The following is a 21,312-nucleotide window of genomic DNA, read 5'->3' as shown; positions in this document are numbered from 1 at the left end:
GGCCTGAGAACCGTCCTATGCAGCTCTGCAATGGACTCGGACGCCAAGCTGTGATTGCGTCCGGGCAAGCTGGATAGAAAGACGGCAGAGGAGGAAAGTCCAAGCGTGCAGGGCTTGTTCATCGTCATCATCGCGGTCGCCTATGTGACGCTGCTGTTTGCCATCGCCAGCCTCGGCGACCGCCGCTCGGCCATCTCCGAGCCGAGCCGGGGGCGGCCTTTCATCTACGCACTCAGCCTCGCTATCTACTGCACATCCTGGACTTTCTTCGGCTCGGTCGGTCTCTCTTCCGAACGCGGCCTCGAATTCCTCGGCATCTATACGGGCCCGGTGCTCGTCTTCGTGTTCGGCTTCCCGCTGCTCAACCGCATCGTGCGGCTGGCCAAGACCGAGAAGATCACCTCGATCGCGGATTTCCTCGGCGCGCGCTACGGCAAGAGTTTCACCGTCGCGGCGATCGCCACGCTGATCGCCACCATTGGTGCGGTGCCCTATATCGCGCTGCAGTTGAAGGCGATTTCCGGTTCGGTCAGCCTGATGGTCGAGCACTATACGGGATCGCCGCCTTCGTTCGATCCCTTCGTCAGCGACATCTCGTTGGTCGTCGCCATGCTCCTGGCGCTGTTTGCGGTGCTGTTTGGAACCCGTCACGCCGACGCCACCGAACACCAGGACGGGCTGGTGCTGGCGGTGGCGGTCGAAACCGTGGTCAAGCTCGCCGCCTTCCTGGCGATCGGCCTGATGGTCACCTTCCTGATCTTCGGCGGCCCGGGCGACATGTTCGACAAGCTCGCTGAGAACGCGCAGGTCCGCCAGGCGATGAGCTACAACACTTCGCTCGCCACCTGGCTGGTGCTGACGTGCCTCAGCGGCTTTGCCATCATCATGCTGCCGCGGCAGTTCTACGTCACCATCGTCGAGAACCGCGGCGAGGCCGAACTGCGCACCGCGACATGGGTGTTCCCGCTCTACCTCGTTGCGATCAACCTGTTCGTGCTGCCGATCGCCTTCGCCGGCCTTTCGCTGGTCGGCACCGGAACCAGCAGCGATCTCTACGTGCTGTCGCTGCCCCTGTTCAGCGGCCATGATGTGCTGGCGATGGCGGCTTTCATCGGCGGCCTGTCGGCGGCGACGGCGATGGTGATCGTCGAAAGCGTGGCGCTGTCGATCATGATCTCCAACGACCTCGTCATTCCATTGTTCGTGCGCCGCCTGCTCAAGACCTCGACCTCCGAGACCGAGGACTGGTCGACGCTCATCCTCAATGTGCGGCGCGGGGCGATCTTCATCCTCTTGTTCATCGCCTTCCTCTACTACCGCGAGAGCACCGACAGCGCGCGACTGTCGTCGATCGGCCTGATGTCGTTCGCGGCCATCGCCCAGTTCGCGCCCGCCCTGATCGGCGGGCTGATCTGGCGCGGCGCCAACGGCCGGGGTGCGGCACTCGGCATGGTCGCCGGCATCCTCGTCTGGGGCTACACGCTGCTGTTTCCGTCGCTTGCCGCCCCTGATACCGGCATCATCGTGCATGGGCTGTTCGGCTTCGAGGCCTTGCGGCCGCAGGCCCTGTTCGGCACCGTCGCCGAACCGCTGAACCACGGCGTGCTGTGGAGCCTGTCGCTCAACGCGGTGTTCTTCGTGCTCGGTTCGCTGTCGCGCGCATCGGTGCCGCTGGAACGTATACAGGCGTCGATCTTCGTGCCGCGCGATGCCGGCCCGATGCCAAGCCTGCGCCGCTTCCGCACCGCCATCACCGTCAACGACCTCAAGGACACGATCGGGCGCTATCTCGGCGTCGAGCGCACCGAGCGCTCTTTCCAGTCGTTCGAAAAGACCAACGGAGCCTCGCTGCACGGCAACGAGCAGGCGAGCATGGACGTCATCCGCTTCTCCGAGCAATTGCTCGCCAGCGCCGTCGGTTCCTCGTCGGCGCGGCTGATCCTGTCGCTGCTGTTTCGGCGCCACGACCGCGAATCCAGGGATGCCTTCCGCTTGCTCGACGACGCCACCGAGGCGCTGCAGCACAACCGCGACCTGTTGCAGATCGCGCTCGACCAGATGGAACAGGGCATCACCGTCTTCGATCGCGATTTCCGCCTGATCTGCTGGAACCGCCAGTACCGGGCGCTGTTCGACCTGCCCGACGAGATGGGCCAGGTCGGCGTCTCGCTCGACCGCATCCTGCGCCATCTCGCCGAACGCGGCGACATCCCCGCCGATCAGCGTGTGGCCATGCTCAACCGCCTGACCAGTTTCGTCAGCCCATGGCAGATGGAACTGAAAACCTCGGGCCGCATCCTGGAACTGCGCTCCAACCCGATGCCGGACGGCGGCATCGTCGCCACCTATGCCGACATTTCCGGGCGCGTGGAACAGGATCTGGCGCTGAAGCGTGCCAATGAATCGCTGGAGCAGCGCGTCAAGACCCGCACCATCGAACTGACCCGGGTCAACGAGGAGTTGACCCGGGTCAACGAGGAGCTGGCGCAGGCGCAGATGCTGGCCGAGGAGGCCAATCTCGGCAAGACGCGCTTCCTCGCCGCCGCCGGCCACGACATCCTGCAGCCGCTCAACGCCGCCCGGCTCTATTGCTCCTCGCTGATCGAGAAGGCCGGCAAAGGGCCTGCCGGCAAGGCCGCCGTGAACATCGAATCCTCGCTGGAATCGGTCGAGACGATCCTCGGCGCCGTGCTCGACATCTCCCGCCTCGATGCCGGCGCGATGAAGCCGGACGATACCGCCTTCAACCTCGACGGATTGCTGCGCCAGATCGGCAACGACTTCCTGCCGCTGGCCGCCGAAAAGAAGCTCGAGCTGACCATCATGCCGTCATCGCTGACAGTGACGACGGACCGCAATCTGCTGCGCCGCCTGATCCAGAATCTCGTCTCCAACGCCATCAAATACACGCGCCACGGCCGCGTGCTGGTTGGCGTCAGGCGGCGCGGCGATTTGGCCGAGATCCAGGTGATCGACACCGGCATCGGCATCGCCGGCGACAAGCTGAACACCGTCTTTCGCGAATTCACCCGGCTCGACGAGGGCGCGCGCGAGGCCGAGGGCCTCGGTCTCGGCCTCTCCATCGTCGACCGCATCGCCCGGGTGCTGCGGCTGGAGATCCGGATCTTTTCCAACCCTGGCAAGGGCACGCGCTTCTCCGTCATCCTGCCCGTCGCGGCCGTGCAGGAACCGCGGCGCGAGATCGACGCCAGGGTTCCTGCCCGCGCGACGGCTTCGCTGGCCGGGCTGCACGTGCTGTGCATCGACAACGACGCCCGCATCCTAGAGGGCATGCGGCTCCTGCTCGAAGGCTGGGGTTGCAACGTCGACACCGTGTCCGGTTCAAAGAATCTGGAAAGCGTGGTGACACACCGCCCGGACATCGTCCTTGCCGACTACCATCTCGACGGCGAAACCGGTCTCGATATCATCGTCAGGCTGCGCGCGCTCCATGGCGACACCCTGCCGGCCGTGCTGGTCACCGCAGACCGCTCCAATGAGGTGCGCACGGCCGCCGGCGGGCTCGAGATTGCGGTGATCAACAAACCGCTCAAACCAGCGGTATTGCGCTCGATGATGGCCAGGGTCAGGCCACTGGCACCGGCGGCCGAATAGCAGCAAAGGCGCCCGGTCTCAGCCCTGGTGTCCGAGGGTGGAGTCCTAGAGCATTTCACCGTTTCACGGAAACGGCGATCTGCTCTAACTCTTTGTTTTAACGCAATTCTAGACGGAAAACCGCTTCACACTTTTCCAAGAATTGCTCTAGGCCAGGCCGTCGACCATCTGGGAACTGCGGAACCGAGGCCGTCCGGCATTGCCCGCCACAGGCGGACGATGCTCGCGAAAGGCCATTGCAAGCGTCCTCAGCGCCTCGCGGGACTTGGCGTCCGTCAGCGTCGAAAGCAGCACGATCTCGGAAGGCGGCAGCGCCGGCAGCCCGAATTTCCGGCTGACCTCGATGGTGCCGGATGGGGCAAGCCGGCAGGAAAATACCGAGGCTGCGAGGCCGGCCGAGACGGCTTCGGCAACGGCGAAAGAGCCGCAGCCGAGGAACACCTCCGTCCACGATATTCCGACAGCGTCGAGCGCGCGGGTGGTGATGTTACGAATACCGCAGGATGGCGAGGATGCCGCCAGGCGCAGCGGCTCGTCGGCCCGGTGGACGAAGCCGGGCGCGGCGTACCAGCCGAAATGTTCGGGCGCCAGCACTTCACCATCGCGCCGGTCGTCCTCCCGGCGGATGATCGCCGCGTCGATCTCACCGCGATCGAAAGCATCCAGCAGGTCGCGCGAATCATCGAGCCGCACTTCGATGGTGAGCGCCGGGTCATGCGCATTGAGCCGCGCCAGCAATGTCGGGACTTCCGCGCCTCCGACATGGGTGGCGATGCCCAGTGTGAAGCGGCGGCGCACCGAAGACAGGCTGGCAATGGCGCGATCGTGTGCCGCGAGGAAGTCGCGTGCGGGCTGGAGAAACACCGCGCCCTGCGCCGACAAGCGCACCAGCCGGGGCGTGCGCTCGATCAATTTCTGGCCGACGCGCTCTTCCAGCCGCTTCAGCTTCACGCTGATCGCCCCTTGCGTGCTGCCAAGAGCCTCGGCCGCACGCGTAAAGCTCTGAAGATCGGCGATGGCGACGAATGTTTTCACAGCGTCTACGTCCAGCGTCATGTCAGCTATCCGCACTTGTTGTCTCTGAAATAGCCAACCATGCAATTCTAATATGATCAAGCCTCGCCTACCCTGGGCCATACGCGCGCCGGGCGAGCTGCAATGGATTCGCCGATTGCCGACAAATACGTTCGAAAGGTTGAATCATGCCCACTGTATTGACCCGCCGAGGCATCGTGGTTCTGTTTGCCGCCTGCCTGGCATGCCTGATGTTCGGCCTGGAGATTTCAAGCGTTCCCACGATTCTGCCGACACTGGAGCAGGTTCTGCACGCCGACTTCAAGCAACTGCAATGGGTGATGAACGCCTATACGATCGCGGTCACGACGGTGCTGATGGCGGTCGGCACGATCGCCGATCGTTACGGGCGCAAGCGTGTCTTTCTGGTCGCCATCGCCGCCTTCGGCCTGACATCACTGATCTGCGGCGTCGCCGAAAGCGTCTCCACGCTCATCGTCGCCCGGTTTCTGCAGGGCCTGAGCGGCGGTGCGATGCTGATCTGCCAGCTTGCCGTGCTGTCGCATGAATTCCGGGAAGGGCGCGAACGCGCCGTCGCATGGGGCTGGTGGGGCGTCATCTTCGGCACCGGCCTCGGCTTCGGCCCCATCATCGGCGGCGGCATCGTCGCGGTCTCGAGCTGGCAATGGGTGTTTCTTGTCCACGTGCCGGTTGCGGCGCTGGCGTTCGCCCTCGCTCTGATGGGCGTCCACGAATCGAAGGATCCACAGGCGGGCAAGCTCGACGTAGCAGGCATCCTGACGCTGTCGCCGTCGGTTTTCTGCCTCGTTTTCTACATCATCCAGGGGCCGGATCTGGGTTTCTCCAGCCCTGCCGCGCTGGCGATCCTCGGTATCTCGATAGTGAGCTTCATCGCCTTCCTCATTGCCGAGAAGGTCAGCCAGCGGCCGATGTTCGATTTCTCGGTCTTCCGGATCCGGCCCTTTTCGGGCGCCATCGTCGGCTCTGCCGCGATGAACCTCAGCTATTGGCCTTTCATGATCTACCTGCCGATCTGGTTCCACGCCGGGCTCGGCTATGACACCGTCTCCACCGGCCTTGCCCTGCTTGCCTACACGCTGCCGACGCTTGTGCTGCCGCCGTTGGCAGAGCGCTTTTCGCTGCGTTATCGGCCCGGCATCATCATTCCGGCGGGCCTCGTCATCATCGGCGTCGGGTTCATCCTGATGAAGCTCGGCAGCGCCGCCGCGCAACCGGACTGGCTGACGATGCTGCCCGGCTGCCTGATCGCGGGGATGGGTCTGGGAATAACCAACACACCTGTCACCAACACGACGACGGGTTCCGTTTCGAGCGATCGCGCCGGCATGGCCTCCGGCATCGACATGACCGCGCGCATGGTTTCATTGGCGCTGAACATCGCGGTGATGGGCTTCATCCTGGCCAGCGGTGTGCTGGCGCATCTGGGGCATGCGCTGCCCGACCTCGACGCTGCCCAATTGCGTCTTCTCGCCGAAGCTATCGCTGCTGGAAACCCCATCTCCGGGCTCGCCGGGACCGTCGCCCAGGATGCGCTGCGCAACGGCTTTGGCTGGGTCATGCTCTATGGCGGGATCGGCGTCTGGATCATGGCCGCCATCAGTTTCGCAAGCTTCAACGGCCGGCCGGTGCGGCGGACGGAGGTTCAGTGCTCTGATTGAACACTACAATGATCGAACAGGCGCCCTGGCGATCAACCCGCCGGCTGCAGCGGGTCGCTGCCGATCTTGGACAGCAGGATCACCGCCTGCGTGCGGCTGTCGACGCCGAGCTTCTGCAGGATGGCGGAGACATGCGCCTTGATGGTAGCCTCCGATACACCGAGTTCATAGGCGATCTGCTTGTTGAGCAGGCCCTCGGCCAGCATGCCCAGCACCCGTGTCTGCTGCGGCGTCAGAGCCTGCAGCCGCTTGATGAGGTCCGATATTTCGGGATCGCGCTCGATGCCGAGATCGACGCCGGCTGGTGCTGCGATGTCGCCGGCAAGCACCGATTGCACGGCGCTGCGGATCTCCTCCATGCTGGCCGACTTGGAGATGAAGCCGGAAGCGCCGAGATCGAGCGCCCGCCTGATGGTCGCCGGATCGTCATGCGCCGACACCACGACCAGCGGCACCGCCGGATGGATGCCACGCAGCGAGACCAGGCCGGACAGGCCGCTGGCGCCCGGCATCGACAGGTCGAGCAGCACCAGATCGACGTCCTCGTTGGCCACGACCAGCGCCTTGGCGCTCTCGAAATCGCCGGCTTCATGGATGGCGGCGACGTTGCCGATGCCGGCGAGCGCTTCGCGCAGCGCACCGCGAAACAGCGGGTGATCGTCGGCGATGACGAAAGAATAGCCTGCCGGCAAATGTCCCTCCCCAAATCCCCGATGATTTTTGGCTTTTCGGGTTCAATTGGACGATTATGAGGGGCTGCGCGCTGTTTTCAAGCGGCAAAGCCAGCGCGCCGCCTCCCCTGGTTGAAGCGCTCAGGTCTTCTGAGCGCCGTCGTCCTTGTCCATATCCTTGACGATGCCCATGAAGCCGCGCAGGAAGCGCTCCATGTAGCTCATGGTCTTGTTGAAATCCTCCTCGCTCGGCAGTTTCGATTCGAGGCGGGCGGAGAGCGAATTCTCGAGCTTGGTGACGCGCTCGTCCATCGCCTTCATCGAGGTTTGCAGGCGGTCGACCTCGTCCTGGAAAGCAGCGCGTTCGTCGGCCGCCATCTTGCAGACGAGCTGGCCCGAACGTTCCTCGCAGATCGACATGGCGCCGGTCTGCGTATCGATACGGACAAAGCCGCTATCGGACTTTTCCAGGCGGTAGCGGTCGGTCTCTTCCGAATAAGCTGAAGCCGCGACCAGCGAAACGAGCGCGGCGGGGATCAAGATGTGCTGCAGACGCATGTTGTCCTCCATGGCCAAGGCCTCAGATATCGCATGTTTGCGCCGGAAATGGGGAAGACCCTTGGCGTGGCCTTTCCCGAATGGCTGGTTCGGAATCTTTTTGACGCAATTCCCAAGGGAAAGCGCTATGCGCTTTTCCCGGGAAAACCGTTTCACACTTTTCCTGGAACTGCTCTATAGCGCAACCATGTCTCAGATTATCTACAAGATAACCCCGCAAGCGCCTTGGCGCGAGGCCGAAACGCATGGTCGCTTCACCGGCGCGCCGATCGATGTCGCCGATGGCTTCATCCATTTCTCAACGGCAGCACAGGTCAGGGAAACGGCGGCAAAGCACTTTGCCGGCCAGACGGACCTTCTGCTGGTCGCCATCGACGGCGCCGGCCTGGGCGCTGCGCTGAGATACGAGGTCTCGCGCGGCGGCGCGCTGTTTCCGCATCTTTATGGCCCGCTGGACCTCAAGGCCGTGCTGTGGGTCCGGCCACTGCCGCTTGGCGCCGATGGTGTGCACCAGTTCCCGGCACTGGAGGGGCAATGAGCGTGCTCGACCGGCTCGGCCAGAAGCTGCTGTTCGCCTTCGATCCGGAAACCGCGCATGGCATGTCGATTGCGGCGCTGCGATGCGGCCTGCCGGTCGGTGCGCGGACGACGCTCGACGCGCGGCTGAAGGTCAGCGTCTGCGGCCTCGATTTCCCCAATCCGATCGGCATGGCGGCCGGCTATGACAAGAACGCCGAGGTTCCGGACGCGTTGCTTGGCCTGGGCTTCGGTTTCGCCGAGGTCGGTACCATCACGCCGTTGCCGCAGGCCGGCAATCCGAAGCCGCGTATCTTCCGGCTGACTGCCGACGATGCGGTGATCAACCGATTGGGCTTCAACAATGAAGGCCATGCAGCGGCCGAAAAACGCCTTGCCGCACGCAAGGGGCGCTCCGGCATCGTCGGTGTCAACATCGGAGCCAACAAGGACAGCAGCGACCGCATCGGCGACTATGAGCGCGGTGTCGCCCGGTTTGCGCAATACGCCAGCTATCTCACCGTCAACATCTCCTCGCCCAACACGCCGGGCCTGCGCAACATGCAGGCGCGCGAGCAGCTTGGCGAACTCTTGTCGCGTGTCATGGCCGCGCGCGCCGCGGCAACGGCGCAGCCGCCGGTGTTCCTGAAGATCGCGCCGGACCTGGTCGAGGCAGAGCTGGAGGACATCGCCGCCGAGGTCACCGAAAAGCAGGTGGACGGCGTCATCGTCTCCAACACCACCATTTCCCGACCGCCATTGCGCAGTAGCGACACCGCGCGCGAGACCGGCGGGCTCTCCGGAAAGCCGCTGTTCGAGCGTTCGACCATCGTGCTGGCGAAGATGCGCAAGCTGCTCGGACCGGACCGCGCCATCATCGGCGTCGGCGGCGTCGATTCCGCCGATACGGCGCTTGACAAGATCCGTGCGGGTGCTGATCTGGTCCAGCTCTACACCGGCATGATTTATGCCGGGCCTTCACTGCCAGGCCGTATCCTTTCCGGAATGGTCCGTTTCGTCGAAAAGGAACGGCTGAAGTCGATTTGCGAGTTGCGCGGCAGCCGCCTCGACTTCTGGGCGTCCAGGCAACTCTGAGCCTGCTCTCAGGAGCGTAGATTGCGACTGACGGCCCGCTCGCAAATGGCGCCGCCGATGGCAGGCAACACGCCGAAGAGAAGCAATTGCGCGGTGCCGCCGATGCCAGAAACCGCGGAGAGAATGAACGCAGCGAGCAATCCCAACGCCGCGCCCAAGACATATGGCAGGTAGCTTCGCATAAGCTCGCCCTGGAACAATTGGTGCATCAAGTCTGTTGGAAATCGACTGGAAGTGCAAGTGCATCCGACCGCACAGCAGGGCAACGAACTCGGTTTAACGGGTTGCTTCGGAGCCTCGCCGGCGCATTGGCTGACGGAGCATCAAACGAAAAACCCGCCTGTGCGGCGGGTCACTGGCGCAAATCAGCACCATGGCCAAAAATGTACCATAGCTGAGATCACCGAGTCAAGAAAAAATTCCTATCGCGAACAGGTGCCGTTCGCTGCCTGGACGGCGCAGGGCCTTCCGGAGGGCACCGTCTAAAACGCCGTCCGCACCCTGAGCCGCAGGATCGTCAGCAGGCTGAAGCCTCGCACCAGCAGGAAGACGTGCAGCGCCGCCCACAGTCCATTGTTGCCGAAGGCGGGCGCAAGGGTCAGCAGCGCGGCCGCGAAAACCAGGAACGACAGCAGCATCATGTTGCGCATGTCGCGGGACCAGGTCGCGCCGATGAAGACGCCATCCATCTGGAACGCCAGCACACCGCTCAGCGCCGTGAATGCCGCCCATGGCAGGTAGATGTCGGCCACCGAACGGACTTCCTCCGATGTCGTCACGAGAGCGACAAGATTGGCGCCACCAGACAGCATTACCAGCGTCGCGGCTCCCGCCAGTCCGAAACCCCAAAACAGCGTCAGCCGCACGGCCTGGCGGAACGGTGCGGCGGCACGTGCGCCGACGGCACGGCCCGCCAGCTGTTCGGCGGCGGTGGCAAAGCCGTCGAGGAAATAGCCGGCGACGAGGAAGAAGTTCATCAGCACGGCGTTGGCGGCCAGCGTCACCGTGCCGAACTGCGCGCCCTGGCGGGTGAACAATGCGAAGGCGGCGAGCAGCGAGAACGAGCGGATCATGATGTCGCGGTTGAGCGACATCATGCGCAGGAAGGCGGCCATGTCGAGCAGGCGGTGGCGCGGCAAGGATGGGGCGGCCCGGAACCGGCGGATAACGATCGCCAGGCCGAGCAGCATGGCCAGGAACTCACCGGTGACGGTCGCCCAGGCAACGCCGGCGACACCCCAGCCAAGTTCCAACCCAAGCACGAAGCAGAGCGCGATGTTGATGCCGTTCAGCACCAATTGCAGCATCAGCCCAAGCCCGCCCTCGCCGCGCCCCAGCGCATAGCCGAGGATGGCGTAGTTGATCAGCGAGAACGGCGCCGCGAGCAGCCTGATCCTGATGTAGACGCCCATCGCCTCGCTGACGCGCGGTTCGGCGCCCATGAACTTTTGCCCGGCGATGGCGACCAGCGGCGCAAGGGCAGCGAGCACGATGCCGGCGATAACCGCGATCAGCACGGCGCGCCAGAACACCGCCTGTTCCTCCAGGGCGTCGCCGCGCCCAAACGCCTGTGCGACGAGCCCGGTGGTGCCCGAGCGCAGGAAATTGAAAGAGGTGAAGACGACGTCGAAGATCAATGCGCCGGCCGCCAGGCCGCCAAGCAAGGCGGCATCGCCGAACTGGCCGATGACAGCCGTGTCGACCAGGCCGAGCATCGGCGTCGTCAGATAGGCAAGCGTCATCGGCACGGCGATGGCGAGCACGGAGCGATTGGTGACGACAAATGATCCGGGGTTGATTGGGGATCTGGCGTCGGCTGGGGTTGCACCCTGGTCCAAGGATTGCTGCCTTGCTGATTGCGGCTTGATCGAACTACCGATGTGCCTCATTTTCCAGCCACCGCGCAATCACTCTTCCCGTGACGGCCAACCGAATCCCCGGCCTGGCGCGAGCCGCCGGATCCAGTTCATGCCCCTGCAGATCGTCCATCATCCCGACTACGACGCCGGCTTCGCCGTCAACCATCGCTTCCCGATGAGCAAATATCCCCTGCTGATGGAGGCGTTGCGTTCACGTGGCCTCGCCGGCCCCGACGCGCTCAGCACCGCCGAACCGGCACCGGTGTCATGGCTGGAGCTTGCCCATGCGGCGGACTATGTCGACCAAGTCGTCAACTGCCGCGTGGCCGAGAAGATCGAGCGCGAGATCGGTTTTCCGATCGGACCCCGCGTCTCGCTGCGCGCGCAGCTTGCCACCGGCGGCACCGTGCTGGCGGCGCGGCTGGCCTTGCGCCACGGTATCGCCTGCAACACCGCCGGCGGCAGCCACCATGCGCGGCGCGCGCAAGGCGCGGGCTTCTGCACCTTCAACGATGTCGCCGTGGCCGCATTGGTGCTGCTCGCCGAAGGCGCGGCACGCAACATCCTGGTCGTCGATCTCGACGTGCATCAGGGCGACGGCACGGCGGATATTCTCGCTGATGATCCGCGCGTGCTCACCTTTTCCATGCATGGCGACCGCAACTACCCCGTGCGCAAGATCGCCTCCGACCTCGATGTCGCGCTGCCCGACGGCACGGGTGACGCCGCTTACATTGAGAGGCTCACCGCCATCCTGCCGGAACTGTCCACCCGAGCGCATTGGGACATCGTGTTCTACAATGCCGGCGTCGACGTCCATGCCGAGGACCGGCTTGGCAGGCTGTCGCTATCGGATGACGGTCTGCGCGCCCGCGACGACATGGTGATCAGCCACTTTCGCACGCGGGGCGTTCCGGTGTGTGGCGTCATCGGCGGTGGCTATTCAACTGATGTGCCCGCACTCGCGGCGCGCCACGCCATCCTGTTCGAGGTCGCCGCGGGCTACGCCCGATAGTACGATCTTGTCCAAAAACCGGGTGCCAGGGTTCGCTGACGCGGACCTGCGGTTCGGGATCATGCTCTACTTCCGGTAGTTGGCGAGCCTCAACAGGATGAAGGCCGGCACGACGATAGCCGCGCCCAGCAGGATATAGCCGAGGAAACGGTCGATGGCGTGGAAGCCGAGATTCCACAGGTCCATGAAGAATTTGCGGATGCCGTAGAGCACATCCATCGGCGACCAGCCGAAGGCGTTCATGACCAGGCCGACGAGGAAAGACACCACCAGCAGTTTCAGGATCACCTTGAGCGGCGAGTCGCCAAGAAAGCGCGTCAATGCGGACAAGGCCCGTCTCCAGATTGAGGTACCCAGGCTAGAGGGCGTCAGCCAGACATACGCACTTGGCTTGTCCGCTTCAAGCCGGGAGTTCTGCGGGGTAGCGAGACACCGAGCATAGTGTGGCCGCAAGCCGAGCCCAGGCGCATGGCAGACTGCCGGCTACTGCCGCACCGATCCCGCTGGCTTATCTGTTTTCTAACCAATTGCCGCTATTCCCAATCGGATAGCGGGAGCAAGGCTTTGGTGGAGACGGAGAGAAACACCGCGCGACGCGGCGTCATGCTGTCGGTGGTCATCCCATGCTACAACGAGCTGGATGGCGTGGCCGAACTGCATCGGCGGGTAACGGCCGCATGCCTTGAACAAGGCCCTTCCTACGAGATCGTCCTTGTTATCGATGGCGCGACCGACGGCACGCGCGAGGCCATTCTCCAGCTGGCCGAAAAGGACGACCATGTCGTCGCCATCGACCTTGCCCGCAATTACGGCCACCAGATCGCGTTGAGCGCCGGGCTCGAATTCTGTCGCGGCCAGCGCATTCTCATTCTCGATGCCGACCTGCAGGATCCGCCTGAACTGCTCGGCGCGATGATGACGAAGATGAACGAAGGCTTCGATGTGGTCTACGGCCAGAGGCTGACGCGCGATGGCGAAAGCTGGTTCAAGCTCGCCTCCGCGTCCATGTTCTATCGCTTGCTGCGCCGGATGGTCGACGTCGACATAGCCCCCAATACCGGCGATTTCCGGCTGATGAACCGTCGCGCGCTCGACCATCTGAACGCGATGCCAGAGCGTTACAGGTTTATTCGCGGCATGGTGAGCTGGATCGGGCTGAAACAGGTGGCTTTCCCCTATGAGCGGCACCGCCGCTTTGCCGGCACCACCCACTATCCGCTGAAGAAAATGCTTCTTCTGGCGGTCGACGCGATGACCAGCTTCTCCATCGTGCCGTTGCGGTTCGCCTCGCTGCTCGGAATGATGTTCGGGCTTCTGGGCCTGGTCGTGCTCGGCTACACGCTGCTCGAATGGTCGGTCGGAAACGTGTTGCCCGGCTGGACCAGCCTTGCCGCGATCGTGCTGATCCTCGGCAGCGTCCAGCTTATGGTGCTCGGGATCTTCGGCGAGTATCTCGGGCGCATGTACATGGAGACAAAGCGGCGGCCGCTCTACTTCGTCAACGAGATCGTTTCGCGCAGCCAGGCAGTGGAGGACGGCGAATTGCCGGTCCATCGCCTGCAGGAGATGGCAAAGAGGGCCGCACGTGCTTGAGGCGGAGTTCGACCGGTTTGCGCGGGAATATCAGGAGCAGCATGCCGCAAGCATAAGGCTGAGCGGCGAAAACCCGGATTTCTTCGCCAGGTACAAGATCGACGACGTCGCCGCGACGCTGCGGCGGGCCGGTGTCGAACCGCGACGAATACTGGATTTCGGCGCCGGCGTCGGCAATTCGCTAGGCCATATGCGCAACGCGTTTCCCGACGCGGAGATCACCTTGCTCGATCCTTCGCGGGAATCGCTCGACATCGCCAGCAAGCGCTTTCCCGGCCAGGCCGCCTTCACGCATTTCGACGGCAAGACAATTCCCTTTGCCGACGGCAGCTTCGACCTGGCCTTCGCGGCCTGCGTCTTCCACCATATTCCCGAGAACCTGCAGATCGGGCTGTTCGCCGAGATCGGCAGGGTGCTGGCCGATGGCGGCAGCTTCTTCGTCTTCGAACACAATCCCTGGAACCCGCTGACCACGCACGCGGTGAGAAACTGTGCCTTCGACGAAAACGCGGTTTTGATAAATTCGCGCGAGATGCGCAGGCGCATGGCCGAGGCGGGCCTTGCCAACACGAGGATCGTCTACCGGATTTTCTTTCCTCGGATGCTTGCGAGACTGAGGCCGTTCGAGCGCTTCCTCACCAAGGTACCTGTCGGAGCCCAATATTTTGCGCATGTGGTCAAGCCTGCCGTTTGACTTCCCGAGGATGCTGCGATTTGGCGCCGTCGGTCTGTTGAACACGGCGCTGGGATACGCGGTCATCCTGGCCGGGCTTGCGCTCGGTCTGGGCGACATCCTTGCCAACGCCACGGGTTATGCCGCCGGCCTTGTCCTCGGCTTCTTCCTCAACCGCCAATGGACCTTCAGCAGAGCCGATGGCTTCCAGCCCGGAACCGCGCTGCGCTACGGGGGTGTCTTTCTGGTCGCCTACAGCATCAATCTGGCCGTCGTGATCGCCGCCCGTTCGGCAGGCATCGTCGAAAACCCGCTGGTCCACCTCGCGGGAATCTGCGTCTATTCGGTGGTTTTCTATCTTGGCTCGGCCCGCTTCGTGTTTGTGGGACGTGGGGACGACAGCACCGACCGCACAGTTCGGGTGGCCGACAAGCCTCGGCGGCAGTCCGCCAGTCCAACACCTTGAACCCAACTGTCACCGGAACCGATCAGAGGCGGCGCATCATGAACGACGCTCAGGCCAGTGTGGCGGCCGCGACATACAACGAGCGGAACAGGCTGATCTTCTGCCTGCTCGCGGCCTTGGCGATGGCGGGTGCGTTGGCTGCCCAAGCAGGCGCCACCTTGCAGGATCCCGACAGCTGGTGGCAAGTGAAAGTCGGTCTCGATTTCCTGACAAACCGGACATTTCCGACGGTGGATTCTTACTCCTACACGTTTGCCGGCCAGCCCTGGATTGCCAAGGAATGGCTGGGGCAGGTCCTGCTGGCTCTTGCCTACCGGGCGGGCGGCTGGAACGGGGTCGTCACCGCGATCATCGCCTCGATCTCCCTGACGGTTTTCCTCATGGGGTGGTTTCTCAGCGCATGGCTGAAACCGATCCTGGCGATTACACTGGCCTTCGCGGCGGTGTTCCTGATCAACCCGATCTTCACGGCGCGTCCGCATGTCTTCACCTTCCCGATCATCGTCATCTGGACGGCGGTGCTGTTCGGTGCGGCGAGGGAAGAACGGGCGCCGCCCTGGTGGCTGCTTGTGCTGGTCGTATTATGGGCGAACCTGCACGCCACCTTCACCTTGAGCTTCGTCATCGCGGCTTTCGCCGGTCTCGATCTGCTGGCGCGCACGGGCCTGTCAAAACCGGCCCTGCTGGCGAAGTGGATCGCGTTCGGCCTGCTTTGCCCGCTGGTCAGCCTGATCCACCCGTACGGCGTCCAGGCCATCCTGGCGACGCTCGCCGTGGCTTACGGCAATGAGGCAGTGTCGCTGATCATGGAATGGAAACCGTTCAATCCGCCGGACAGTCCTGTCCAGGAAGCGGTGATGCTGCTGGCGCTTTTCGGGCTATTGGTGTCCCGATTGCGAATTGGCTGGGCCAAGGCGTTGTTCGTCGTCTTCACCTTGCATGTCTATCTCGCCCATGTGCGCTTCATGTACCTGTTCTTCCTGCTGATTCCGCTGGTGATGGCGGCCGAGGTCGCACAGCAATATCCCTCGCTTTCAGCCACCGCGTGGCTGGCCGAAAAGCGCGACGGGCTGGAGAGATTCTTAGCCAGGCGGTTCTACGCCATCTGCGGCACGGCAGCCGTTCTGCTGATTGGCGGGGTCGCTGTGCTCGGCAGCGTCTATCAGGTAGCGCCAAGTCCGAAGACATCGGCCAGCGGGGCGCTGGCATTCGCGCAAAGCCATCATCTATCCGGCAACGTGCTGAATTCCTACAATTTCGGCGGCACGCTGATTTTCCACGGGTTCAAGACCTATATCGACGGACGGACGGACCAGCTGTTCCTCGGCGGTTTCACAAAGAGCGATAACGACACCGGACGCGGCGACGGCAAGCCGCTCCTTGAAGCCCGCCTGAAGAAATACGCAATAGATTGGGCGCTGCTATCGGCCGACGACAGCCGCATTCCCTTCTTCGACCAGTTGGGCTGGAAACGGGCCTATTCGGACGACTACGCGGTAATCTATCTGCCCGGCGCCTGATCCCGGTGCGTTCCTGGCGAATTTCGCGACAGCAATATATGCCTTGACACCCATGTTGCAGCGCAGCAAAATTGCTGCCTGAGGGTAAGCCTGTGAGATCGACGAGCCGGGATTTTCAGCACGATCGACGACATCGCCGCATGAGCGTGTCGGGTGCGGCCGCACGGATCCTGGTGGTCGCGCGCGGGCCGGCCGGATGAACTACCGGCGCGACATCGACGGTCTGCGGGCCGTTGCGGTGCTGCCTGTCGTGCTCTTCCATTTCGGCGTGTCTGCCATTCCCGGCGGCTTCACCGGTGTCGACATCTTCTTCGTCATATCGGGCTATCTGATCAGCGGCAGCCTGCTCGATGATCTTGAGCGGGGCCAATTCTCGATCGGCCGCTTCTACTGGCGCCGCGCACGGCGCATCCTGCCGGCGCTGACCTTCGTCATCCTGCTCGCGAGCATTGCCGCCTGGTTCATCCTTCTGCCTTCGGATCTCCACGAATTCAGCCTCAGCGTGATCGCCGCCTCGACCTTCTGGTCGAACATCTATTTCTGGAAAACGACGAACTATTTCTCCATCGACGCCGAACTGCGGCCGCTCCTGCACACATGGTCGCTTTCGGTGGAAGAGCAGTATTATATCTTCGCGCCGATCCTCCTTTATCTGATCTACCGATACGTCTCGAAGCGCTGGCTGACGGTACTTCTGCCGATGGCCATCGGCAGCTTTGCCCTGGCAGTCATAGCAACCTCGCTGGCACCGACGGCAGGGTTCTATCTCTTGCCGACGCGCATATGGGAGCTGGCGCTGGGCGCCATGCTGATGTTGCGGAAGCCTCCGGTCCTAGCCAGTCGGCTGGCGGCGGACCTGATCGGCCTCGCCGGCTTTGCCCTCATTGCATTTGGCTTTGTGATGATTTCGGACAGCGATCCGTTTCCCGGCTACAATGCCCTATTCCCCTGCATCGGAACAGCTCTGCTGATCTATGCTGGCCAGGATAGCGCCGACAGGCCGGCACCTGTCGCCACTCGCGTGCTTCGGTTGGCGCCGCTGGTCTGGGTCGGCCTCATTTCCTATTCGCTTTACCTCGTCCACTGGCCAATCAACTCCTTCGTCCATTATCTCTCCCTGAAGACTGTCGGTGTGCCAACGATTATCGCGATGACGGTTGCCAGTTTCGCCTTGGCGGCATTCTCCTGGAAATACGTCGAGCAACCCTTCCGCCACAAACGAGCCTATACCGCCCCGCTGCCCATCTTCGCCTTTTCGGCGACGGCAATCGTGCTGCTGTGCGCCGGTGGTTTGGCCGGCGCACTGGGCAACGGTTTCCCGCAACGGTTTCCGGATTTCTCGACAGAACGTATCCGGGTCGGCGACTGGCGCAACGGCATCTGTTTCAACGAAAACGGGACCCGCATCGAAGACTGGAACCTTGCCGACTGCACCCGGACAACGGGCTTTGCCACCAATGTGCTGCTGTGGGGCGATTCTTTCGCTGCCCACTATGTTCCGGGACTTGAGCCCAACGCCCAGAAAATCCAGGCCAATGTCATCCAATACACCTATGCCGGCTGTCCGCCCGACCTGACCTATTTTTCCTATGCTCGGCCCGCCTGCACCCGCTTCAACGAACGGGCCTTGTCGATCATTCGCGACGCCAACATCCAGGCGGTGATCCTGAGCGGCCGATGGACCGACTACCAGGCCAGGGGCTTCGACGGCCTGCAGAAGACGATCGATCGGCTTCGCGGGATGGGGGTCAAGGTCTATACCGTCGGCCAGTCTCCGGAATTCATCGCCGACGTCCAGAAGATCGCTTTCTTGGTGAGACGGGAGCATGCCGGAACCACATCCTGGCCGATGGCTATGGATCCGGACATCAACGCACGGGTTTTGCCGTTCACCAAAGGGGCCGATTTCATAGATCCGCTGACGTATCTGTGCGACTCGGCCGGTTGTTCATACGCCGACGCCACGACCAATGAATTTCTCTACTTCGACTATGGCCACTTCTCTTCCGCCGGCGCGACGCTGGCCATCTCGAAATACTGGCCAAGCTTCGCCACCAGCAATGAGGTCGCGGAGGCAAAACGGCAATTCACGGCCGCGGGCGCGCCGTGATCCGCAGCACGACCGTCGTGAGAACAGACCGCTTTGCGATTGCCCGAAGGCTAACCCTCATGGTAACGAGGGCGCACGCGGGTATGATGTAATGGTAGCTTGTCAGCTTCCCAAGCTGAACGCGAGGGTTCGATTCCCTCTACCCGCTCCAGTCTAAGGCGTCAGAACCATTTCCGCGCCTGCCTGTTCGTCGAACACAACCGAGCAGCCTCGCGCAAGCGCCACCGTTGCGAGGGCGTTTGCCGCCACGTCATCCGATGAAACGAAATCGCCGGTCAACACCCGCAATTCTTCAACGCCTTCAGCCATGGAAACGAAATTCCCGACCGATCGATCGTGCTTGCAGGCCTCGATCACGCAAAGCAGATCGATGATTTCGAAGCTGCGCATGTTCAGCCTCCAGAAGAAATCGCCCCTTGCAAGATCATGAACGCATCGGCGGGAAATAATGTTCCCAGCTCGCTTTCGCCGGCCTCGGCCTGGCGGTGCTTTCGCCGGACAACCTTACCCGAGCGAGCCATCATCCCACTTCCCTCAGAATGAAGTCGTGCAGCATCTTGGCGGCCGGCGACAGTGCGCGATTCCTGACCGTGATCAGGCTGTAGGGCCTGACCTCGATGTCGAATTCGGTCTGGACGACGTCGATGGCGCCGGCCAGCCCGTCAGGGTTCTGGATGAATTTCGCCACCTGGACAGAGACCGGTGCGATGGCATCGGATTGCGCGACCATGACCAGGGTCAGGAGCAGCGAACTGGTGTTCAGGATACGGTCCGGCAAAGCGATGTTGCGGTTGAGGAAGTTGCTCTCCATCGCCTGGCGCAAGGGCGAGCCGCCAGACTGGAAGACCCAGTCATAGGCGGCGGTCTCTTCCAGCCGCACCGCCTCGCCCTTGGTGAGCGGATGGCCCCGGCGCACGATCAGGCAGGCCTTCTCGACGCCGATGACGCGCGACTCGAACAGCCGCGGATTGAGGTCGTCCGGGATGCGCGCGATGATGAAGTCATGGCGCGTGGCGATCAGCTCGCGTGCCAGCACATTGGAGGTCTCGACCTGCATGGTGATCTCGATGCGCGGATAGATGCGGCGGATTTCACGAATTGCCGGCACCGCCAGCTCGATTGCCGGCGCGGTCACGGCACCCAGGAAAACCGAACCGCCCTTGCCCGCCTTGAGCTCGGAAATCTCGCGGTCGACCTCGCGCATCTCCAGCAGGATCGAGCGCGCCCGCCTGGCCAAAGCCTTGCCGTATGGCGTCAAGGTGATACCGCGCGGCAGCCTCTCGCACAGCTTGACCTCCAGCACCGCCTCCATCTCCGCGATCATGCGCGAGGCCGCCGGCTGCGAAATGTTCAGAACCTGGGCTGCCGCGCTGACCCGGCCATGGTCGTCGAGCGCGACGATCATGCGCATGTGACGCAGACTGAGACCGCTGCGCAGCAGGGTTTCGCCATCGCCCGGTGCTTCTCTGTAACCATTTGAAGCTGTTGCCGGATTCCCGGGCCGCGCCATCGCTTTTCCCTGCCTTCTGCTCGTGTAAGGCCGACCTTGGAGTCAGCCCGTCACGTCCCAATACATATACCAACCATGATATAGCAACCATCAAAGATCGCATTTGACAGTTATGGCAAAGACCCACACCCTCCGCGCGTTCCAAGACGTGACGGTCGCTGACGAGAAAAATCGTATCGATTGAATCAGCGTCTCGGGGCCATGGGAGGATACCGGAGATCGATATGACGGCAGCAGTGCCTTGGCGCTTCTGCACGATTGCGCGGCCCGCGACCCCCGGGGTGCCGCGTCCATCAAACAGGGAGAGTTGAAGTGAAAATCATCAAGACACTGGCCGCCGTCGCGGCCCTTGGCATCGCTGCCATGACCTACTCGGCGCACGCAGCCGACAAGGGTCTCGTCGGCGTGCTGATGCCGACCAAGACCTCGCAGCGCTGGATCAATGACGGCGATGCCGTCAAGTCCCAGCTCGAGGCTCTCGGCTACACCGTCGACCTGCAATACGCGCAGGACGACATCCCCAACCAGCTCAGCCAGCTGGAAAACGAGATCACCAAAGGCCCGAAGGCGCTGATCATCGCTTCGATCGACGGCACCACCCTGTCGGATGCTCTGCAGAAGGCCGCTGACGCGGGCGTCGTCGTCGTCGCCTATGACCGCCTGATCAAGAAGACCGCCAATGTCGACTACTACACCACCTTCGACAATTTCGGCGTCGGCGTGATCCAGGCGAATTCGCTGGTCAAGGGCCTCAAGGAGCGTTTCCCGAACACCAAGCCGTGGAACGTCGAACTGTTCGGCGGCTCGCCCGACGACAACAACGCCTTCTTCTTCTACAATGGCGCCATCTCCGTCCTGCAGCCGCTGATCGACGACGGCTCAATCAAGATCAAGTCCGGCCAGACCGGCATGGACAAGGTCGGCACGCTGCGTTGGCTCGCCGCCACCGCCCAGGCGCGCATGGACAACCTGCTGTCGGCCAACTATTCGGACGGCAGCCGCGTCGATGGCGTTCTTTCGCCCTATGACGGCCTGTCGCGCGGCATCACCGCCTCGCTGCGCGCCGTCGGCTACGGCACCGAGGCTCAGCCGTGGCCGATCGTGACCGGCCAGGACGCCGAGACCGCTTCGGTCAAGCTGATCATCACGGGCGAGCAGTATTCGACCGTGTTCAAGGACACCCGTGAACTGGCCAAGGCCACCGTCGAGCTCGTCGACAAGGTGCTCTCGGGCGGCAAGCCGGACGGCCTCGATGAAAAGACCTACAACAACGACGTCAAGGTCGTCCCCTCGATCCTGCTGACGCCGCATGAGGTCGACAAGTCGAACTACCAGGCACTGGTCGTCGACTCCGGCTACATCAAGGCCGACGAACTGAAGTAACCCCCGGTTACAAA

Annotated in this window: 19 protein-coding genes and 1 tRNA gene; 12 read left to right on the top strand and 8 right to left on the bottom strand. The window is 63.0% G+C overall.

Annotated elements, in window-relative coordinates; all coding sequences use genetic code 11:
* Positions 1-105: 105 nt before the first annotated feature.
* Positions 106-3,615 carry a PAS domain-containing hybrid sensor histidine kinase/response regulator gene (locus tag NP945_RS07540; protein ID WP_256745978.1) on the top strand — a complete coding sequence of 1,170 codons (3,510 nt, stop codon included), beginning with the start codon at positions 106-108 and terminating at the stop codon, positions 3,613-3,615.
* A gap of 147 nt (positions 3,616-3,762) precedes the next feature.
* Here the strand turns inward: NP945_RS07540 and NP945_RS07535 are convergent, their stop codons facing one another.
* Complete coding sequence (locus NP945_RS07535; RefSeq protein WP_256745977.1) at positions 3,763-4,671, bottom strand: LysR substrate-binding domain-containing protein; 909 nt, start codon at positions 4,669-4,671, stop codon at positions 3,763-3,765.
* A gap of 146 nt (positions 4,672-4,817) precedes the next feature.
* Between NP945_RS07535 and NP945_RS07530 the strand changes: the two genes are divergently transcribed.
* A complete protein-coding gene (locus NP945_RS07530) occupies positions 4,818-6,329 on the top strand; it encodes an MFS transporter (protein WP_256745976.1) in 1,512 nt (503 codons plus the stop codon).
* A gap of 32 nt (positions 6,330-6,361) precedes the next feature.
* Here NP945_RS07530 and NP945_RS07525 read toward each other — a convergent pair whose 3' ends face one another.
* Together NP945_RS07525 and NP945_RS07520 are read right to left on the bottom strand one after the other, a co-directional pair.
* Positions 6,362-7,021 (bottom strand): response regulator transcription factor, encoded by a 660-nt coding sequence (locus tag NP945_RS07525; RefSeq protein WP_023813893.1) that lies wholly within the window; start codon positions 7,019-7,021, stop codon positions 6,362-6,364.
* A 120-nt stretch (positions 7,022-7,141) separates the two neighbouring features.
* Positions 7,142-7,558, bottom strand: coding sequence for a hypothetical protein (locus tag NP945_RS07520; protein ID WP_127266720.1), 417 nt, complete (start codon positions 7,556-7,558; stop codon positions 7,142-7,144).
* Positions 7,559-7,745: 187 nt separating this feature from the next.
* On the opposite strand from NP945_RS07520, the gene NP945_RS07515 reads away from it, so the two are divergent.
* On the top strand, positions 7,746-8,096 hold the full coding sequence (locus tag NP945_RS07515; protein ID WP_063173552.1) for a DUF952 domain-containing protein: 351 nt from the start codon (positions 7,746-7,748) through the stop codon (positions 8,094-8,096).
* A complete protein-coding gene (locus tag NP945_RS07510) occupies positions 8,093-9,169 on the top strand; it encodes a quinone-dependent dihydroorotate dehydrogenase (protein ID WP_256745975.1) in 1,077 nt (358 codons plus the stop codon). The genes NP945_RS07515 and NP945_RS07510 overlap by 4 nt, the downstream gene beginning before the upstream one ends.
* 8 nt (positions 9,170-9,177) lie before the next feature.
* Here the strand turns inward: NP945_RS07510 and NP945_RS07505 are convergent, their stop codons facing one another.
* Positions 9,178-9,378: a hypothetical protein gene (locus NP945_RS07505; protein ID WP_127408637.1), complete on the bottom strand. Its 201-nt coding sequence runs from the start codon at positions 9,376-9,378 to the stop codon at positions 9,178-9,180.
* Positions 9,379-9,651: 273 nt separating this feature from the next.
* A complete protein-coding gene (locus NP945_RS07500; RefSeq protein WP_256745974.1) occupies positions 9,652-11,007 on the bottom strand; it encodes an MATE family efflux transporter in 1,356 nt (451 codons plus the stop codon).
* Between the two features lie 130 nt (positions 11,008-11,137).
* Here NP945_RS07500 and NP945_RS07495 point away from each other — a divergent pair, with 130 nt between their 5' ends.
* Positions 11,138-12,043 carry a histone deacetylase gene (locus NP945_RS07495; RefSeq protein WP_256745973.1) on the top strand — a complete coding sequence of 302 codons (906 nt, stop codon included), beginning with the start codon at positions 11,138-11,140 and terminating at the stop codon, positions 12,041-12,043.
* A 66-nt stretch (positions 12,044-12,109) separates the two neighbouring features.
* Here the strand turns inward: NP945_RS07495 and NP945_RS07490 are convergent, their stop codons facing one another.
* Positions 12,110-12,373 carry a DUF6460 domain-containing protein gene (locus NP945_RS07490; RefSeq protein ID WP_013533620.1) on the bottom strand — a complete coding sequence of 88 codons (264 nt, stop codon included), beginning with the start codon at positions 12,371-12,373 and terminating at the stop codon, positions 12,110-12,112.
* Positions 12,374-12,646: 273 nt separating this feature from the next.
* Here NP945_RS07490 and NP945_RS07485 point away from each other — a divergent pair, with 273 nt between their 5' ends.
* The 6 genes from NP945_RS07485 to NP945_RS07460 all read left to right on the top strand — a co-directional run bounded on the left by NP945_RS07485 (position 12,647) and on the right by NP945_RS07460 (position 18,556).
* Positions 12,647-13,636: a glycosyltransferase family 2 protein gene (locus NP945_RS07485; RefSeq protein WP_185929007.1), complete on the top strand. Its 990-nt coding sequence runs from the start codon at positions 12,647-12,649 to the stop codon at positions 13,634-13,636.
* Positions 13,629-14,330, top strand: coding sequence for a class I SAM-dependent methyltransferase (locus tag NP945_RS07480; RefSeq protein ID WP_256745972.1), 702 nt, complete (start codon positions 13,629-13,631; stop codon positions 14,328-14,330). Before NP945_RS07485 ends, NP945_RS07480 begins: the two co-directional genes overlap by 8 nt.
* A complete protein-coding gene (locus NP945_RS07475; protein WP_256745971.1) occupies positions 14,308-14,775 on the top strand; it encodes a GtrA family protein in 468 nt (155 codons plus the stop codon). Before NP945_RS07480 ends, NP945_RS07475 begins: the two co-directional genes overlap by 23 nt.
* A 38-nt stretch (positions 14,776-14,813) precedes the next feature.
* Positions 14,814-16,295, top strand: coding sequence for a hypothetical protein (locus tag NP945_RS07470; RefSeq protein ID WP_256745970.1), 1,482 nt, complete (start codon positions 14,814-14,816; stop codon positions 16,293-16,295).
* 196 nt (positions 16,296-16,491) lie between these two features.
* Positions 16,492-18,405, top strand: a complete 1,914-nt coding sequence (locus NP945_RS07465; protein ID WP_127330890.1) for an acyltransferase family protein — start codon at positions 16,492-16,494, stop codon at positions 18,403-18,405.
* A gap of 77 nt (positions 18,406-18,482) precedes the next feature.
* Positions 18,483-18,556, top strand: a tRNA-Gly gene (locus tag NP945_RS07460).
* A gap of 2 nt (positions 18,557-18,558) precedes the next feature.
* Here NP945_RS07460 and NP945_RS07455 read toward each other — a convergent pair.
* Positions 18,559-18,795: a hypothetical protein gene (locus NP945_RS07455; RefSeq protein ID WP_127266711.1), complete on the bottom strand. Its 237-nt coding sequence runs from the start codon at positions 18,793-18,795 to the stop codon at positions 18,559-18,561.
* Positions 18,796-18,925: 130 nt separating this feature from the next.
* Positions 18,926-19,915 carry a LysR family transcriptional regulator gene (locus NP945_RS07450; protein ID WP_256745969.1) on the bottom strand — a complete coding sequence of 330 codons (990 nt, stop codon included), beginning with the start codon at positions 19,913-19,915 and terminating at the stop codon, positions 18,926-18,928.
* Between the two features lie 312 nt (positions 19,916-20,227).
* Between NP945_RS07450 and chvE the strand changes: the two genes are divergently transcribed.
* Positions 20,228-21,298 (top strand): multiple monosaccharide ABC transporter substrate-binding protein, encoded by a 1,071-nt coding sequence (gene chvE, locus NP945_RS07445; RefSeq protein WP_027038591.1) that lies wholly within the window; start codon positions 20,228-20,230, stop codon positions 21,296-21,298.
* Positions 21,299-21,312 lie beyond the last annotated feature (14 nt).

Origin of the sequence: Mesorhizobium sp. LMG17149, assembly GCF_024518695.1 — a bacterium.
In the GTDB taxonomy this organism is placed as follows: Bacteria; Pseudomonadota; Alphaproteobacteria; order Rhizobiales; family Rhizobiaceae; genus Mesorhizobium.
The sequence above is the reverse complement of the archived record's forward strand: the minus strand, read 5'-3'. Positions and strand labels throughout refer to the sequence as shown.

Coding starts and splice junctions, on each gene's coding strand:
- NP945_RS07535 (WP_256745977.1), bottom strand. CDS start 4,671: ATGACGCTGGACGTAGACGCTGTGAAAACATTCGTCGCCATCGCCGAT.
- NP945_RS07530 (WP_256745976.1), top strand. CDS start 4,818: ATGCCCACTGTATTGACCCGCCGAGGCATCGTGGTTCTGTTTGCCGCC.
- NP945_RS07520 (WP_127266720.1), bottom strand. CDS start 7,558: ATGCGTCTGCAGCACATCTTGATCCCCGCCGCGCTCGTTTCGCTGGTC.
- NP945_RS07515 (WP_063173552.1), top strand. CDS start 7,746: ATGTCTCAGATTATCTACAAGATAACCCCGCAAGCGCCTTGGCGCGAG.
- NP945_RS07510 (WP_256745975.1), top strand. CDS start 8,093: ATGAGCGTGCTCGACCGGCTCGGCCAGAAGCTGCTGTTCGCCTTCGAT.
- NP945_RS07505 (WP_127408637.1), bottom strand. CDS start 9,378: ATGCACCAATTGTTCCAGGGCGAGCTTATGCGAAGCTACCTGCCATAT.
- NP945_RS07495 (WP_256745973.1), top strand. CDS start 11,138: ATGCCCCTGCAGATCGTCCATCATCCCGACTACGACGCCGGCTTCGCC.
- NP945_RS07485 (WP_185929007.1), top strand. CDS start 12,647: ATGCTGTCGGTGGTCATCCCATGCTACAACGAGCTGGATGGCGTGGCC.
- NP945_RS07475 (WP_256745971.1), top strand. CDS start 14,308: ATGTGGTCAAGCCTGCCGTTTGACTTCCCGAGGATGCTGCGATTTGGC.
- NP945_RS07470 (WP_256745970.1), top strand. CDS start 14,814: ATGAACGACGCTCAGGCCAGTGTGGCGGCCGCGACATACAACGAGCGG.
- NP945_RS07465 (WP_127330890.1), top strand. CDS start 16,492: ATGAACTACCGGCGCGACATCGACGGTCTGCGGGCCGTTGCGGTGCTG.
- NP945_RS07455 (WP_127266711.1), bottom strand. CDS start 18,795: ATGCGCAGCTTCGAAATCATCGATCTGCTTTGCGTGATCGAGGCCTGC.
- NP945_RS07450 (WP_256745969.1), bottom strand. CDS start 19,915: ATGGCGCGGCCCGGGAATCCGGCAACAGCTTCAAATGGTTACAGAGAA.